The following is a 17324-nucleotide window of genomic DNA, read 5'->3' as shown; positions in this document are numbered from 1 at the left end:
TCAAAAATCTTTGCGCTTTGTATGAAACTAGAGCAAATTGCCCAGCACGCCGGCAGCGCTCTTCATTTCAGCTTCCCAGGTATTTTCGGCATCTTTCAATGCACGGTTCAGCGCAGTGAGCAACAGATCTTCCATTTCCTCTTTATGCTCAGGCGCCATCAGACGCTCCGCTATTTCAATACTTTTTACCTGACGGTTACCATCTACCGCCACCTTGATCGCACCATCGCCTGCTTCACCTTCCAGTGTAACTTTTGCCAGACGCTCTTTTGCCTCCTTCATTTTCTGTTGGATCTGCGTCACCTTGCCGAATAAATCACCAAACATATTTGTGTATTTTTTTAGGGCCGTAAAGATAAGTTTTTACCACAGCGTTTTAATATTCAATATTTTAAATATACGACAGCAGGAGCCAACAATTATGTATCTTACCACCACGTATAAGTTATCAGCTTAAAAAAATGGAAACTAAAGTTTGTATTATAGGTGCCGGGCCGGGTGGGGCTTGTGCAGCCCTTCAACTGGCACAGCTGGGCATCGAATGTATCGTTGTTGACAAAGCCGTTTTCCCCCGGGACAAAGTATGCGGTGATGGCCTCAGCGGCAAAGTGTTAACTATCCTGGAGAGAATCGACAAAGGTATCGGCGAGCGGCTGCAACAGGCTGTTTTTAAAATGGACAGCTGGGGCGTCACCTTCGTAGCTCCTAACCGCATCGGGATGGACATTCCCTACAGAGCTGATTATCAGAATGATAAAAGCGACCCGCGAGGCTTCGTCTGCAAACGTATTGACTTTGATAACTTCCTGGTAGAAGAACTGAAACGCCGCCCGGAAATTCGTTTGTTCGAAGGCGTTAGCATCGATAAATATGAACTGCGGCCAGATGGTTATTATCTGTCCGACAAAGAAGGAAAATTCCAGGTCAAAGCCGATCTGATACTGGTGGCCAACGGCGCCCATTCCGCTTTCACCAAGGAAGTAGCGGGCATCAAAATGGAACCTGACCATTATATCGCCGGCTTACGCGCCTATTATAAAGGAGTGACCAACATGCACCAGGATGCCTTCATAGAACTGCACTTCCTGAAAAACATGCTGCCCGGTTACTTCTGGATATTCCCGCTCCCTAATGGCGAAGCCAATGTGGGCGTGGGCATGCTTAGCAGCACCGTCCGCAACAAAAAAGTGAACCTGAAAAAGCTGATGCTGGATACCCTTGCTACCGATCCGATCATGAAAGAACGTTTTAAAAACGCTACGCTGGAAGGTTCGATCGATGGTTATGGCCTTCCGCTTGGCAGCAAAAAAAGAAAGCTGCATGGTGATCGTTACATGCTGATCGGCGATGCCGGCTTCCTCATCGACCCATTCACGGGCGAAGGTATCGGTAATGCACTGTATTCCGGACAGATAGCCGCCAGGCAGGCAGCAGCAGCCATTGCGGCCAACGACTATTCCGACAGTTTCCTGAACAGCTATGACCAGGAGATCTATCGTATCCTCGGCCCCGAGATGGAAGTCAGCACCAAACTGCAAAAGCTGATCAAATACCCGTGGCTGTTTAACCTGCTGATGAAAATGGGTTCCCGCAACAAACAGCTGAAAGAACTGATGACCTGCATGTTCCATGAGGTAGACCTCCGCAAAAGGCTGGGCAACCCGCTGTTTTACGTGAAGCTATTATTTAACCGATAATCCGATAATTTCTGTGAGACATATCACCCTGCTTGCCATTATCTGCTTTTCCACAGCAACCGTTACTGCTCAAAAACAGCCCATGACACCAGAACAACTGCCTAAGATGACGGTTAAAACGGCCAATCAGCTGGCAGCACTGCCGCTGAAATGCCTGGACCTGCCTTTTCCTTATAAAACAGGCGTGGTGTTCCCTGACAGTACCCTGCTCGGCGCTCCGTCGACCTATCATCCGGCATTCTACGGCTGCTTCGACTGGCACAGCAGCGTACATGGCCACTGGATGCTGGTACGCCTGCTGAAAATGTTCCCTGATATGGAAAAGTCAGCCGTGATACGCACCAGGCTGGCACAACACCTCTCGGCAGAAAACATCCGGACAGAACTGCAACTGTTTAAAGGAAAAGAGAACAAGAGCTTTGAACGCATCTATGGCTGGAGCTGGCTGCTGCAACTGCAACGGGAGCTCCTTACCTGGAACGACCCGATGGGCAAAGAACTTAGCCGGAATGTTCAACCGCTGGCCAGCCACTTTGCTGCTGCATATGTTGACTTCCTCGGTAAACTGATGTACCCCATCCGTGTGGGCGAACATACCAACCTGGCTTTCGGCCTTTGCCTGGCCTGGGACTATGCCCAGACCACCGGCGATAAAGCCCTGCAAACCGCCATTCACGACGCTGCCATGCGCTTTTATGCCAAAGATAAAAATGCGCCTGTGGAATGGGAACCCGGCGGATACGATTTCCTCTCGCCCAGCCTCGAAGAAGCTGACCTGATGCGCCGCATCATGCCGGAAAAGGAATACCGGACATGGCTATACGCTTTTCTGCCCGGCCTGTTCCAGAACCCCATCACCATCCTGCAGCCCGGACAGGTAAAAGACCGTACCGATGGTAAACTCGTTCACCTCGACGGCCTCAATCTCAGCCGCACCTGGTGCCTGGAAGCCATTGCCCGTCATGGTGGCAAAAATCAGCAGGCCATTCAGGCCCTCGCCAATAAACACCTGCTGACTTCTTTTCCGCAGGTAGCCAGCGGCGACTATGCCGGCGAACACTGGCTGGCCTCCTTCGCTGTATACCTGCTTACAGCGGAACAGCAATAACAACACAGGTTGCTGTGAACGTTTAAACCCCTGCTTATGACCCGTACCTTGAACCAAATACTTGTGTTACTGCTGGCACTCCTGCCGGCAGTAACACAGGCCCGGCAAAAACCGGTCAGCACCGGTCCCGTCCCCTCCTGGCTGGTGCCCTGGCAACCCAATCTGCAACAAAAGCCCAATGCCAAACATATCAGTGACGGATTTTACCTGCTCGTGGCTGAAACCCAATACCAGGCAGAATTACAGAGCGGCTATCATCACTATGTCCGCCAGATCGTTTCTGAAGCAGGCATCCAAAACGGTTCCCAGATATCAGTGGACTATGACCCTCAATATGAAAAACTGACTTTCCATCGTATCGTCATCAAACGGGACGGCCATGAAATCAACCGCCTTGCCGGCGCAGCCTTTAAAGTACTGCAGCAGGAAGAAGACCTCTCCCGCTTTATCTATAGCGGCACCTATACCGCCTACCTCATCCTGGAAGATGTACGCAAAGGCGATCAGATAGAATACAGCTATTCCCTTACCGGTAACAACCCCATCTTCGACAACAAAATAGATGAAGAATACTACCAGGTAGCCTCAGATCCCGTTGTTAACTTTTACCGTAACATTATTGCACGCCCCGACAGGCAGCTGCACTTTAAAGCATACAGCCAGGCCGCGCTGCCTCAGCAACGCAGCTGGAACGGACTTGCCGTCTACGAATGGCATCACATCAACCTACAGGATGATGACAACTTCAGCAACCTGCCTTCCTGGTACAATCCCTTCGCCCGGGTACAGGTCAGTGAATACAACAGCTGGCAGGAAATAGCACAATGGGCACAGTGGATAAATACGATCTCCCCGCCGGGAACCGCCATCAAAAACAAAGTTGCCTCCCTGAAACAACAGGCCGGCAACAGCCCGGAAGCCTATCTTCAGGCCGCACTTCGTTTTGTGCAGGACGATATCCGCTACATGGGCATCGAAATGGGGGAATACTCCCACCGGCCCAATACGCCTGACAGAGTACTGGCACAGCGTTTCGGCGACTGCAAAGACAAATCGCTGCTGCTCTGCTCCCTGCTGAATGCCAACGGCATCAGCGCCCACATGGCTTATGTGAATACCGACCTGAAAGAAGTTGTCAGCCAGCGGCTTCCTTCTCCCACTGCGTTTAACCATGCGATCGTCTGCGCCATGGTGGGAGGAAAAACATACTGGCTGGACCCGACCCTTTCCTATCAGCGCGGCCGGCTGGCAGACTTCTGTGAGCCGGAATACCAGCTGGCCCTGGTCATCACAGACACCACTACGCAGCTGACGCCTATACGAAAAGCCCACAGCGGCCAGGTCGTTATCCGGGAAACCATCACCCTGCCGGAAAAAGAAGGAGAGGATGGCACCCTCACCGCCAACACCGCCTGGTACCGCGAAGATGCAGACGCACAACGGGCTACTATGGCGTCGGCCAGCCTGAAGGATAAAGAATCTACCTTTCTCACCTTCTACCGGAAGCTCTATGGGGAAATGGCGCTGAAAGATTCTCTCGTCCTTCGCGATAACCCCGACAGCAACATTCTCCGCATCCATGAGAGCTATGTGGTCCGTCATCTCTGGAAAAAAGACAGCGCTACCAATAAACTACAGTTCTCTGTTATCGCACAGTCGCCGGCCGATATACTGCCTTATGTCACCGATGTGAACAGGAAAGTGCCGCTCGCTATCCGGTATCCCTACAATCAGGACTATCAGATCATTATTAATACACCAGTAGAATGGTCGCTGGAAGAAACGCCGCTGCATGTCAAAAACGATTATTATCAGTTTGACTTCACCGCCACTCACAGCGGCAGACAGATTGTCCTGTCCTATTCCCTGAAAACCTTCCGAGACCACGTGCCCGCGGCGTATATGCGACAGTACGCCGGGGAGATAAAAGAAATACAAAAAACCACTTCGCTGGACCTGACATTAAAGCCTGCGCTGATGCAGCCTGCCAACGGGCCTGCTGTCAGGGGCAACTGGCTGGCGATAGTGCTGGCCCTCTGTGCAGCAGCGGTATTTGCCCACCTCGCCACCCGGTATTACCGGCATTCTGTATTGCCGGTGCAGCATCCACTGGAGCCGATGCCCATTGGCGGCTGGCTTTCGCTACTGGCAATCGGACTGGTATTCTCTCCGATGTATGAATTAATGTTCCTGTGTAAGGCTGATGTGTTTAACTATGAAATATGGGCGACAGTATCTGCACGGCGCGACCTGGGGAATATCTCGGTGGTACAGCTTTATCTGATAGGAGAAGTGATTATCAGGGTTTTTCTCTTGTGTTACTCGGTTTTACTGGCGGTCCTGTTCTTCAACAGGAGGGATACTTTTCCTTTTGCGCTGGCTACCTATTATTTTGCCAGTACCCTGTATTTGTTTGTTTTTAATCGTCTTAACGCTCACTATTTCGGAGAAAGCACGCCGGGCGGCCTCTGGGACCAGAACTCCATCATCTGGCCACTATTACGTATGGCCCTCTGGGTACCTTACCTGTTGATCTCCCCGCGTGCAAAAGCCACTTTTATTATGCCACATCCTGCACTGCTGCGGGATTGATCAAATGGTTTCAGAATCGAAGGCCACTACCTTTTCCCAGTATTGGCGGCACTGCTCAATGAAATTGAGATGCACCGGGTGTACCTGGTAGCGGTCGTGCGCCTCGATATCTTCAAAAATACACAGCAGGCAATAGTCATAATTTCTGTCGATCGTGGGCCCGTCATCTACCGGCGCCGGCTTGCCAACATTAAAAATGGCAATCTCGTCTATCGTGTGCAAACTGCTCACACCTGCTTCAAACCGGCGCCTGTCTTCCGCAGACAATCCGGGTTTCAGGGTGAAATTCACTACGTGTACAAGCTTTTTATCCAATGCTTTCATGTTGATGGATTTTAGGATTCTTTATTGACATATCGGTTAACAGTCAGCAGATTGACGAAGTATACCAGTCCGAGTACCAGCACCGTACCGGCAAAAACGCCGGGGCCGGGCCAAACGCTGACCACCATGTCATGTTTCGCCAGCACCGAAGCCGTCACATATTGCAACCCTGCCAGCAGTAATAAACACACCACTCCGATGATAACGTACAACGGGACAAACTGTTTTAACAGGTAACGTTTCAGCTGACGGGGGGCCGTGCCCAGCATGACCAGCAGCTGTATTTCCCGCTTACAGGACGCAATGATCAGCTGGATAAACATACTGAACACCAACATGGCGAACAGCAATAATATCAGCCCGAAGAAGCCGATCACAGACACAATTGTCTGTACGATCAGGCGTGTTTTACTGAATTTAAGCTTATCCTGGTTGGTGGTATATCCGTTATCGTCCAGGAATTTTACCAGTGTCGGGCTGGAAGGGTCAGGTGTTTTAATGATCACCCTTGATATGGGAGCTTCGCGGGCAGTACCATATTTTTCGTTGGCCCAGGACATGAAGGAAGCCGGGACCAGGAAAGAAGAGATCCTGTCGGAGAAACCCACCACATGTCCGATGTATTGTTCTGAGGTGATGTTATTGGAGATGACCACCTGGAGGGGCAGCGCCTTGACGGTTTCCTGCGAAATCTGCGGCAGGTCCTGGCTGAGGGAGAACCCGAAATTGTACAGGTTCAGGAAGTCGCTCGGCAGGATAATGGGAATGGTACGGTCGCCGGCGTTCCATTTCCAGTCGTCGTTCTTCACGTCCAGGAAGCTGTCAGGCACAGATTCAAAGAACATGTCCGTCGCAAAATGCAGGTCACCGGGCGCCTGCACCACTACTTTAAACCGGCTGGAGGTAATTAACCCGAACGCCTGCACGAAAGGCTGTGTTTTGATCTGGTTGATTTCGTCAGGGGTGAAAGCGCTTTTCCCGCTTTGGCCCATAATGGCGTTGGTGATTTTTTTATTGATGACCAGGAAGTCGGCTGTTTCGTTCTGGTTTTTGGTGCTGTACAGCAACTGGTTAAAGTTGGAATGCACCTGGATGGCCACCAGTATCAGCAGCATAGCGATACCGAGGCCAACGGAGGCCATCAGGAAACGGCTTTTGCCAATGCCGGTATGTATAATTTTTTTCAGCAGTTCAAAAAACGGGCGCATGGAATAACATTAAAGCTGATAATGAACATCATATGAAAAATGCTGATCATCATCCAGATCAGTTAAAATAAAGCCGGCGTTGCGGGCCTTGCATTCGGCGGCGATGAGGGCGGCAGCGCGACGGGTGTTTTCCTCGTCGAGGTGACTGAAGGGCTCATCCATCAGCAGCCATTGAAACGGCTGCGACAGCGCCCGGATAATAGCAATCCGCTGGCGTTCGCCGTAGGACAATGTTTTGCCGCTTTGTTGCAGCACATGCGTCACATTGAGCCGGGCGGCCATTTCGCGGATTTTCTCCGGGGAGCAGTATGGATTTGGCAGCATTACCCGTTTCAGGTCGATATTTTCAGCAGCCGTCAGTTGTTCAAACAGCCGCAGGTCCTGGAAGATAATGCTGATTTGTTGCTGCCGCATGGCGGCCAGTTCGTTTTTGTTGTAGGCAGCCCATGGCCGGTTGTCCACCAGCACCGTGCCCGTATAGTCGTAACGGATATGATAGAGGTAGTGTACCAGGGTTGTTTTCCCGGTACCGGAAGGGGCTTTTATTTTAATAAAGCTGCCGGGGCTGAAGGTCACATCCTGGTTCCATATACCGGAAGAGCGCTGTAGCAGCTTGTCCTTCAGGGGAATGGGCATCAGTTGTTGTATCTGAATTTGCATATGCCGAGCTGATTAACAGTTCCCAATATAAATAAAAAGGGCCGGAGCAGCTTATTTGCTCCGGCCCGTATAAAGATTTAAAAGATATGATAGCTGTTTATCGCGCAGGGGCAGCGATGGTGTCAGCAGCAACAGGAGCGTCTACCGGTGTGGCAAACAGGCTGTCTTCCAGTGCTTTTTCTTTCGCTTTTTTCGCTTCCATGGCTTTAGCTGCTTCGGTTCCGAAGTTGATCAGCTGTACCAGGCTGTTCTCATCCTTGTTTTTAAAGTTGAGGATGATTTCAGATTTGGAAACGTCGCCGCTGGCGGCTTTGGTAACCACGGTCATGTCTTTCAGGAGGCCTTTCAGTTTAACCAGGAGGCCTTTTTCTTCTTCGCTGTTGGCTTTATCTTCCGGAATAACGCTGATTACTTTTTCCAGGTCTACATAACCGCCCATCATGCTGCCTTTCACTTTACCTTCGATGCCTTCAGGCAGTTTCAGGCTGCCTTTACCAGCCAGATAGTCCTGCAGCAGTACGCTGTCGGAGCCTACTGTGATGAATTTCTCTGTGATGGAAACGGCAGGCATACCAGCGGCAGTCATGCCCGGGTTGGCATATACATAGCGGTCACCTTCTTTGGTGAACATTTCTTTCAGCATCGGGGAAGTCATTACTTTATTGAATGCTTCCTTGTTGCCCACTTTCAGGTTGAAGATCCATTTGGAAGTAGGCTCCTCATAGAATTCGCCCGGGGAGTATTTGGATTCTTTCTTTTCAATGCCGAAGTCAGACACAACATAGGTGAACTGGCCTTCAAAAGCATTCAGGATATCGTCCATAGACAGGCCGGATTTAGCCAGGAACATGTTCGCGATGCCGTCCATACCGGTGGATTTAACGATTTCGCCTACCATATGGAAGTCAAAAGCGTAAGACATGAAACCGGCCAGGTTCTGCGAAGGATATTTCTTCAGCATGTCCATGTCGATTTCCTTGTTACCGTATTTTTTGAAGATGCTGGCTATTTCTTTGCCCATATAGTAGTTGCCGTTAGCAACGATTCTGCCTTTCTCGAAGTTGGAAGTACCGGTATAGTAGGTACCTTCCATCAGTTTTTTGAAATTGGCAGGGATCATGGTCAGCATACCGCTATTGTAGATCGCTTCCGGATTTACGAAAACGCTCATATCGGCGTTTTCTTTCAGCAGTTTGGCAAACGGCTCGATGGCGCCGGCGGTTTCGTTCTCTTTCAGATGGAAGAGGTGATCTACTTCCGCTACCATGGTAGCATTAGCAGCGTCTTCTTCGGCAGTTACCAGCGCTACCGGGGTAGTGGTTGCCGCTGCGGCGGCGGTGTCAGCCTCACTGTCGCTGTCAGGGCTGGACAAGCCGGGAGTACCAGCCGGTGCGTATTTATTGATACCGTTCGGGTCAATGTTGGTCAGGAAGATAACAGTGGATTTGTTCCACGCTACGATGCCTTTGCTTTCTTCCTCAATGATGTATTTGAAGTCTTTGCCGGATTTCAGGGAGAAGTTTTTCTCGCTTTTTTTCAGGAAGCCTTCGAACTTATCAGCATCTGTGAGGCTGGCGGTGGCGGTGATGTAAGACTTGTTATCGCCTGCCTGGCCCTGGAACACGAAGGACACAAAGAAGTGGTTTTTCAGGTCGATACCGGAGTTCTCCGCATCTTTCCATGCTTTCATCACTTCGCTGGAAGTGTCTTTGGACTGAACAGCGGAGAAGAGTTTGTCCATGGTGAGCCCGTTGGTAGCCAGTTTCTGGGTAATTTCTTTGGCGTTCAGGTCTATCACTACGCCGGCTGTTTTGGGGATGTGTTTACTTACTTCCGGAACCTTGGAGCAGGACGACAGCACTACCGCTGCAGTTACAGCGGTTAACAAAACTTTGGAAATTGTTCTTTTCATAAAAGATATAAGAGTTAATAAAATTGACTATGGTAGGGATACCGACCATCTGCCCGGTACATTCCCACAATCGTGGTATTTCGGTGGTGCGAAAGTACGCATATTTTTGTAGCTTATATGTCTCTATTTTTGGGGACAACTATGCCACAATACAATATTTTAGGTTCTATATAGTTTAATACCTTTGTTGCTTACTATGAAACAAACATCTAAAACCATCGAAAAACCTTTATGTTCCTGATTCTTCTGCAATACATCCGTCCGGTTGCGGCGGTAGAGCACTTTATGGAAGCGCATACGGCGTTCCTGCAAAAATATTATGACAACGGCAAGTTCATCCTGTCTGGCAGGCGAAAGCCCAAGTCCGGCGCGCTGATCCTATGCCAGGCCTCGAGCCGTAGGGAAGTGGAGCAGATCATGAGTGAAGACCCGCTGGAGAGAAACCAGCTGGCCATGTACGAGATCATAGAATTTGAACCTACCACCTACCCAGCTGTTTCCGCCAGATAGTCTTTTCATTTTTGCCGGCTTTTTCGTTTATCTCTTTCCGTTGGTGCTCATTCTCACTGCATAAAGTAAATGACTTTAGTCAGCCATTTGCTACTATCCTTCTCTTTGCCCGGATCTGTCACATACATCTCCATGGTGGGCGGGATTATTTTTTTACCCTTTTTTTCTATGAACTGCTGGATGGCCACGTGGGCATTGGCGATTTTATCATAGGGCCCGTAGTAGTCCGCATAGGCGGCTTTGGCGGCCGGTAGCCTGATAATTTCAAAGCCTGGTCCCAGTGTACTGCCTTCCGGTACGGGTATGGCAGCAGCCATGTCTGCTTCCCTTTTTTTCTCGTCCCAGGTATAAAAAAGCCCGCAGGGCACGCCTGGCTGGAGTTTTGCAGCAGTGGCCGCTTTATAGATCTGTTCCAGGTTGGTGCGATAATAATTAGAGATCCCTTTAAAGGGCACTGTTTTACGGGCAGCAGCATAAGTAGTGGCAGGGAAGTCCATTTCACGAACGGTGACATTGATGCCGTTAGGCGTGCCGGGGCCGTTTTTGTCGGCCTCTGCCATACTTTTAAGGTTATTGAGGCCTTTGGCAAAGTCCTCTTCCACCGCACCTTTCATGAAAAGGGCCATCACATTTTGCGGACGGTCGTAATGGGCGTCAAAGCCCCATACCACCTTGGTTTTGCCCGCGGCCTCAGAGAGCTGGAAGAACACATCCGATTCAGAGCGGAACGGTGTCACAAACGTCAGTTTCTGTTGAATGGACTTATTGGGGTCCAGCGAGAGATGCTGGAGTTTGCCCTCTCCTATCTTTTTGCCTTTCCAGGCGTCTACGGCGCCCACAGTGCCGTCATCTCCGGAGATGGTATATTCAGCGGTGGAGTCCATCAGCTTCCAGGTATTCCATTGATTGAACTTCTCGAACCGGACAATATCATTCCACACGATAGATGCCGGTGCATTGATTTCCACCGTACGTTCCACGTGCAATTGGGTTGGGGCTGCAAAAATGAGTATAATCAGTACAAGCAAGAGAGTACCTACAATCCAGGCAAGTGCTTTTAAGACTTTCATAACTCCGGGGAATTGATTACAATAAAAATACGCTTTTTTATTGTGCCTCCGCCGGAGCCGTTGGCATCCGTGATAAACAGTTCGGGTTACTCTTTTTCCTTTCCTTCTTTTTCTGAATATTGCTTGTCGGCTTCTTTGGCCTGCTCAAAATCCAGGATCACCGAGTTGATACAGTAACGGAGCCCTGTAGGTGGCGGTCCGTCATCAAAAACGTGGCCCAGATGCGACCTGCAGCGGCCGCACAGCACTTCCGTACGGTGCATGCCATGGCTGTTGTCAGGAGCATAGATAACGCTGGATTTGGCTACCGGCTCAAAAAAGCTGGGCCAGCCACAGCTACTCTCAAATTTGGCATCGGATACAAAAAGCGGATGGCCACAGGCAGCGCAGTAATAGGTCCCTTGTTCTTTGCTGTTCCAGTACTTGCCGGTAAATGCCCATTCTGTTCCTTTTTCTCTGGCGATATTATAGACTTCCGGCGGTAAGATCTTTTTCCATTCGTCATCCGTTAAGTTAACTTTACTTGTATCCGAATGGGAGTATACCTCTCCCTTCTTTTTTCCTTCTTCCATTGAATTCTTTTTGTCGCTTTTAGCGTGGGTCTGATCAGTTGGTGACTAATATAAGATGCTCAAAATTATCAGATTCTGCAGGTTCAAGCATAGCGTTTTGTTCCGTTAACGGGTCATTAACACTATCATTGTATTTTCTCTGTTGGCCTGATGAATATTTTTTCTCTTAATAAATTACGTATGAACCGCCTTAATGGATTGTTATTTCCTGCAAATCAACCCGGTATTTAGTAAATCCCGCACTTAAATGTTTAAAACAGTCTGATAATCACCCGTGAGCAACTGCGTATAAATTATTAACTTTACGCCAAAAGGCTAGTTAAGTGGCGGACATCATCAATTTATTACCAGACAATATAGCGAACCAGATAGCTGCAGGCGAAGTGATACAAAGACCGGCATCAGCGGTAAAGGAATTACTGGAAAATGCCGTGGACGCAGGTGCGACCGAGATTCAGCTGATCATAAAAGACGCAGGCAAAGAACTGGTGCAGGTAATCGATAACGGTGGCGGTATGAGCGAAACAGATGCCCGTATGTGCTTTGAACGCCATGCCACCTCCAAGATACAATCCATAGATGACCTCTTCCAGATCCGGACCATGGGTTTCAGAGGTGAAGCCCTCGCTTCCATCGCAGCCGTATCCCAGGTAGAGCTTAAAACCCGGAAAAAAGGCACCGACGTAGGTTCCTACGTGGAAATAGACAACAGCGTAGTCAAAAAACAGGAACCCTGCCAAACCGCTGACGGCACCAGCATCGCCATGAAGAACCTCTTCTTCAACGTGCCCGCCCGCCGCAACTTCCTTAAAAGTAACGCGGCAGAGATGCGGCATATTGTGGATGAGTTTATCCGCGTGGCCATGGCCTTCCCCCAACTGCAGTTCTCGCTCACCAGCAACAACCAGCAACTTTTCCATCTTGATAAAGGTTCCCTGAAACAGCGGATCATCGCTATCCTCGGACAACATTATAATGCCCGCCTGGTAAATGTGAAGGAAAGCACCGACTATATGAACGTGTATGGTTTTGTCGGTAAACCGGAAACAGCCAAAAAAACCAGGGGCGACCAGTTCTTTTTTGTCAACAACCGGTACATCAAAAGCCCTTACCTGCACCACGCAGTCATGAGCGCTTTCGCAGACATTATCCCGGCCGACAGCTACCCGCTGTACGTCCTGTTTATTGATGTCAACCCGGAACATGTGGACATCAACGTACACCCAACCAAACAGGAAATCAAGTTCGACGATGAAAAAGTAATGTATGCTTTCGTGCAGGCAACAGTCAAACACGCGCTGGCCCAGTTCAACGTGACAGCCACGCTCGATTTCGACCTTGACCCCAGCATACAGGCCCTCGACGCCGTAAGCAAACCGTTCACCAAACAACAACAGGAGGAATATACCCATTCCCCCCTCTATAAATCGTTTACACAGGCCAACCAGGCCCATATGATTGACAAAAGCAGTAGCAGCAGCAATCTGAAACACTGGAAAGACCTATATGAAAGCCCCCGGCAGACACCGGAAACTGAAGGATATACCATCAGCTCCTATACCGTGGAGCCGGAAACACGCCCGGCCGTGACCTACGAAAGCCAGCCCCACGCCACCGCTTCCGTGATCGACGAACGCTGGCAGGACACTGCCACCGACCAGAAAGTGCCGGTACAGGTACATCAGCAGTTCATCCTGTCGCAGATAAAATCAGGCTTCATCCTGATCGACCAGCAGGCTGCACACGAACGTATCCTGTTCGAACGCTATCAGCGTGCCCTTACAGAAGCGCCGATGGCCACCCAGCAAAGCCTCTTCCCCCAGACATTGCAGCTGCCACCGGCAGACGCGGTGCTGGTTGCCGAGATGCTGCCCGAACTTCAGGCACTGGGCTACGAACTGGAACCTTTCGGCAACCATACCTTTATCGTAAGAGGCACGCCCGCCGATATGCAGTCCGGCAACGACCAGGCTACTATTGAAGGTCTCCTCGAACAGTTCAAGAACTTCAGCGAACTTAAAATAGACCGCCGCGAACAACTGGTACGTTCTATGGCCCGTAACAACGCCATCCCGGCAGGTAAAATCCTCTCCGCCCGTGAAATGCAGAACATGATCGACGAACTTTTCGCCTGCAGCATGCCGAATGTTGCCCCCAGCGGGAAATTCACGTTCATTTCATTCAAACTCACGGACCTGGCCCGGATGTTTGAAAGAGGTAATTAAGACCTTTCTATAAAAAAGAAGGCCCGTGCATTTGATATGCACGGGCCTTCTTTTTATCACTACTGTTCCCCGGCTGCTTTCAGAGTGTCGTACAGCCGTTGGAACCGTTCAAATTTCTTTTGATACCCCTGATATTTGTCGCTGTCAGGATGGAACACCATAGCGGCAGCACCTTCCCCATCTCCCTCCGGCAGGTGCAACTCCCTGGCAGCCAAAAGGATAGCGCCGAGTGCAGAGGCATCGTTCTGCTGATGGAGCTCCATCTCCTGCCCGAAAATATCCGCCAGCAACTGTATCCATCCCGGCGTGGCGGTAAAGCCACCGCTAACGGATATACGCCGGACCGGGCCGGCAGTTTCTGTCAGCGCCTGGCGGATGCTCAGCAGTGCAAAACAGATCCCTTCCAGCATGGCCCGCATAAAATGGGCGGCGGTATGTCCGGGCCGGATGCCCACAAAAGCTGCTGTGGCGTGGCTGTTCCAGACAGGAGCCCTTTCACCGAGCAGATAGGGAAGACATAATAATGAACCGGTATCTGTTTGCAACGCCTCTTCCACCAGCGGTTGCAGGGCCGTCAGCGGCATTCGCAGGAAATCGCGCACCAGCCATTGCAGCAATGCACCGCCGTTATTGGTGGCGCCGCCGGTGATATAGACGTCGTCTGTCAGCAGGTAGGTGAACAGGCGGCCGTGGACGTCTGTCTGCGGCCGCGAAGAAGCCATGCGTACCGCTCCACTGGTACCGATGGTGATGGTGGCATGCCCCGGGCCGAGTGCCCGGCTTCCCAGCTGGGCCAGGCAGCCATCGCTGCCGCCAATGATAAAAGGCGTATCGGCCGGGATACCCAGTTCCGCCGCTACAGCCGGCAACAGTGGCGGCAGCCGGAAGGTGGCCGGTACCGGCTCCGGCAGTTGCGCTGCCGTAATACCGGCATATTCCAGTGCCTCCGGGCTCCATTGCAGCGTGGCAATATCAAACAGCCCGGTTGCAGAGGCTATCGAATGATCGCTTATATATCTCCCGAAAAAATGATAAAGAATATATTCCTTGATACCCGGAAAGATGGCGGACCGGGCGAAAAGGGCTGGTTGCGTTTCACGCATCCAGCGCAACTTACAGAGGGGCGACATGGCGTGTACCGGCGTGCCCGTTTGCCGGTACAACCGTCTCCCTGCTTCCGTGTCCCGCAGGGCCAGCGCCTGTGGCTCACTGCGATTGTCGGCCCAAAGTATCAGCGGCGTAAGGGCATTCCCCTGCCTGTCGACCGCCATGATGCTGTGCATGGCGCTGCTGAAAGAGACAGCTGCCGGCGGGCGCCCCGCCTGCGACACCACTTCCCGGATACCTTTTTTGACCGCATCCAGCAACAGCAGCGGGTCCTGCTCTGCATATCCCGGCTGTGGGTACCGGGTGGAATATGCCTGTTGATATACCCCCACGACCACCTCTTTCTGAGGGGCAAGCCCAATCGTTTTAGCACTACTGGTACCGATATCTACGCCGATGATGTAGGGTGTCTGCTCACTCATAAAAAAAAGACAACTTTTTACGCATTTAATTTATAGATTTAAAACCGGTGTTCTTTAAATAAAGTCCAAAAATTTCCACGCAAATGGCTTTTGAAATTAAAAAACAGGCTAAGCTTTATGATGTTTGTATTGTTGGTTCGGGTGCCGGTGGCGGCATGGCAGCCAAAATATTATCAGAGGCCGGGCTTAAAGTAGCGCTCCTGGAAGCGGGGCCTAAATATGATCCGGCAGACCCGGAACAGGCGACTCAACTGAAATGGCCCTACGAATCTCCCAGAAGAGGTGCCAGCACAACCCGCGCCTTCGGCGATTTTGATGCCGCCTACGGCGGATGGCAGATTGACGGTGAACCATATACGAAAAAGAACGGGACCGAATTCGACTGGTTCCGCTCCCGCATGCTGGGAGGACGTACCAACCACTGGGGACGTATTTCCCTTCGTTTTGGAGAACGCGATTTCAAACATAAAAGTTATGACGGACTGGGAGACGACTGGCCTATCAGCTATGCAGATGTGGCGCCCTATTACGACAGGGTAGATAAATTGATCGGCGTATTCGGCTCAAAAGAAAACCTGCCCAATGAACCGGACGGTTTCTTCCTCCCTCCTCCCAAACCCAGGATGCACGAGCTGATGGTAAAGCGTGCCGGTGAAAAAATGGGCCTTCCCGTTATCCCTGCGCGTCTGTCTATCCTCACCCGCTCGGTCAACAAAGACCGCAGCCCATGTTTCTATTGCAGCCAGTGTAACCGTGGCTGTACCGTATACGGCGACTTCTCCTCATCCTCCGTGCTGGTAAAACCCGCCATGAAAAGCGGGCATGTAGACCTCTACACCAACGCTATGGTGCGGGAAGTACTCACCGACGACAGCGGCAAAGCCACCGGCGTAGCTTATATCGATAAAGCAGATATGCAGGAATATTCCGTTAACGCCCGCGTGGTGGTACTTGCCGCCAGCGCCTGCGAATCGGCCCGGCTGCTGCTCAATTCCAAATCTGCCAAACATCCTAATGGTCTTGCCAACTCCAGCGGCGTAGTCGGCAAATACCTGCACGACTCCACCGGCGCATCCCGCGGCGGCTTCGTCCCCGCACTGATGGACCGTAAACGCTACAACGAAGACGGCGTAGGCGGTATGCACCTCTACATTCCATGGTGGGGCGACAATAAAAAACTGGACTTCGCCCGCGGCTACCACATTGAAATGGGCGGCGGTATGCATATGCCCTCCTATGGCTATGGCTTCGGCATGGAAAACATGAACGGAAAATACCCCGGTCGCGATGGCAAACCCAAAGCAGCCGGCGGTTACGGCGCTTCCCTGAAAGACGATTACCGTCGTTACTTCGGCGCCTACATCGGCTTTGCAGGCAGAGGAGAATGTATTGCGCGGGAAGACAACTACTGCGAAATAGATCCTAATGTGGTAGACAAATACGGTATCCCCGTACTGCGTTTCCACTATACCTGGAGCGATCATGAGATCAAACAGGCCAAACACATGCAGGACACATTCGAGCAGCTGATCGTGGAGATGGGCGGCGTTCCTTCCGGCACCAAACCCGGAGAAGACACCAAATACGGGCTGGAAAACCCTGGCCGTATTATCCACGAAGTGGGCACCACCCGCATGGGCGACAACCCGGCAACTTCCGTGCTGAACAAATTCAACCAGGCACACGAAGTAAAAAACCTGTTCGTGGTAGATGGCGGCGCCTTCGTGTCACAGGCCGATAAAAACCCGACCTGGACCATCCTCGCCCTCTCCATGCGCGCATCAGAGTATATCGTGGACCAGCTGAAAAAACAAAACATTTAATCATTTAGCCATTTAATCATTTGATTATTTAATTATTTATGACCAGCGCAAATGATCCTGGCGACATAAATAACTAAATGAAAAAATAAAAAAA

14 protein-coding genes are annotated in these 17324 nt (G+C 50.9%); 6 read left to right on the top strand and 8 right to left on the bottom strand.

What is annotated here, in order from left to right; all coding sequences use genetic code 11:
• Positions 1-27 precede the first annotated feature (27 nt).
• Entirely contained in the window at positions 28-327 is a 300-nt protein-coding gene (locus HGH92_RS11995) for a YbaB/EbfC family nucleoid-associated protein (protein ID WP_168870948.1), read from the bottom strand.
• Between the two features lie 134 nt (positions 328-461).
• On the opposite strand from HGH92_RS11995, the gene HGH92_RS11990 reads away from it, so the two are divergent.
• From HGH92_RS11990 to HGH92_RS11980, 3 genes are all read left to right on the top strand, one after another.
• Entirely contained in the window at positions 462-1697 is a 1236-nt protein-coding gene (locus HGH92_RS11990) for an NAD(P)/FAD-dependent oxidoreductase (protein ID WP_168870947.1), read from the top strand.
• Between the two features lie 82 nt (positions 1698-1779).
• Positions 1780-2805, top strand: coding sequence for a DUF2891 domain-containing protein (locus tag HGH92_RS11985; protein WP_168870946.1), 1026 nt, complete (start codon positions 1780-1782; stop codon positions 2803-2805).
• Positions 2806-2841: 36 nt separating this feature from the next.
• Positions 2842-5397 carry a DUF3857 domain-containing protein gene (locus HGH92_RS11980; protein ID WP_168870945.1) on the top strand — a complete coding sequence of 852 codons (2556 nt, stop codon included), beginning with the start codon at positions 2842-2844 and terminating at the stop codon, positions 5395-5397.
• Here HGH92_RS11980 and HGH92_RS11975 read toward each other — a convergent pair whose 3' ends face one another.
• The 4 genes from HGH92_RS11975 to HGH92_RS11960 form a co-directional block, all read right to left on the bottom strand.
• Positions 5398-5721: a Dabb family protein gene (locus HGH92_RS11975; protein ID WP_168870944.1), complete on the bottom strand. Its 324-nt coding sequence runs from the start codon at positions 5719-5721 to the stop codon at positions 5398-5400. It abuts the gene before it with no gap.
• A gap of 11 nt (positions 5722-5732) precedes the next feature.
• Positions 5733-6929, bottom strand: a complete 1197-nt coding sequence (locus HGH92_RS11970) for an FtsX-like permease family protein (RefSeq protein WP_168870943.1) — start codon at positions 6927-6929, stop codon at positions 5733-5735.
• Positions 6930-6938: 9 nt separating this feature from the next.
• Positions 6939-7589: an ATP-binding cassette domain-containing protein gene (locus HGH92_RS11965; protein WP_168870942.1), complete on the bottom strand. Its 651-nt coding sequence runs from the start codon at positions 7587-7589 to the stop codon at positions 6939-6941.
• A 97-nt stretch (positions 7590-7686) separates the two neighbouring features.
• Positions 7687-9501 carry a DUF4836 family protein gene (locus HGH92_RS11960; RefSeq protein WP_168870941.1) on the bottom strand — a complete coding sequence of 605 codons (1815 nt, stop codon included), beginning with the start codon at positions 9499-9501 and terminating at the stop codon, positions 7687-7689.
• 231 nt (positions 9502-9732) lie between these two features.
• Between HGH92_RS11960 and HGH92_RS11955 the strand changes: the two genes are divergently transcribed.
• Entirely contained in the window at positions 9733-10011 is a 279-nt protein-coding gene (locus tag HGH92_RS11955) for a YciI family protein (RefSeq protein ID WP_168870940.1), read from the top strand.
• 53 nt (positions 10012-10064) lie between these two features.
• Here the strand turns inward: HGH92_RS11955 and HGH92_RS11950 are convergent, their stop codons facing one another.
• Both HGH92_RS11950 and msrB read right to left on the bottom strand, forming a co-directional pair.
• Entirely contained in the window at positions 10065-11081 is a 1017-nt protein-coding gene (locus HGH92_RS11950; RefSeq protein WP_168870939.1) for an SRPBCC family protein, read from the bottom strand.
• Positions 11082-11167: 86 nt separating this feature from the next.
• Entirely contained in the window at positions 11168-11653 is a 486-nt protein-coding gene (gene msrB / locus HGH92_RS11945) for a peptide-methionine (R)-S-oxide reductase MsrB (protein ID WP_168870938.1), read from the bottom strand.
• A 323-nt stretch (positions 11654-11976) separates the two neighbouring features.
• Here msrB and mutL point away from each other — a divergent pair, with 323 nt between their 5' ends.
• On the top strand, positions 11977-13878 hold the full coding sequence (gene mutL / locus HGH92_RS11940; protein WP_168870937.1) for a DNA mismatch repair endonuclease MutL: 1902 nt from the start codon (positions 11977-11979) through the stop codon (positions 13876-13878).
• 59 nt (positions 13879-13937) lie between these two features.
• Here the strand turns inward: mutL and HGH92_RS11935 are convergent, their stop codons facing one another.
• Positions 13938-15407 (bottom strand): gluconokinase, encoded by a 1470-nt coding sequence (locus HGH92_RS11935; protein ID WP_168870936.1) that lies wholly within the window; start codon positions 15405-15407, stop codon positions 13938-13940.
• 83 nt (positions 15408-15490) lie between these two features.
• Between HGH92_RS11935 and HGH92_RS11930 the strand changes: the two genes are divergently transcribed.
• Positions 15491-17230: a GMC family oxidoreductase gene (locus HGH92_RS11930; RefSeq protein WP_168870935.1), complete on the top strand. Its 1740-nt coding sequence runs from the start codon at positions 15491-15493 to the stop codon at positions 17228-17230.
• The last annotated feature ends 94 nt before the right edge of the window (positions 17231-17324 follow it).

The organism is Chitinophaga varians, assembly GCF_012641275.1.
In the GTDB taxonomy this organism is placed as follows: Bacteria; Bacteroidota; Bacteroidia; order Chitinophagales; family Chitinophagaceae; genus Chitinophaga; species Chitinophaga varians_A.
The sequence above is the reverse complement of the archived record's forward strand: the minus strand, read 5'-3'. Positions and strand labels throughout refer to the sequence as shown.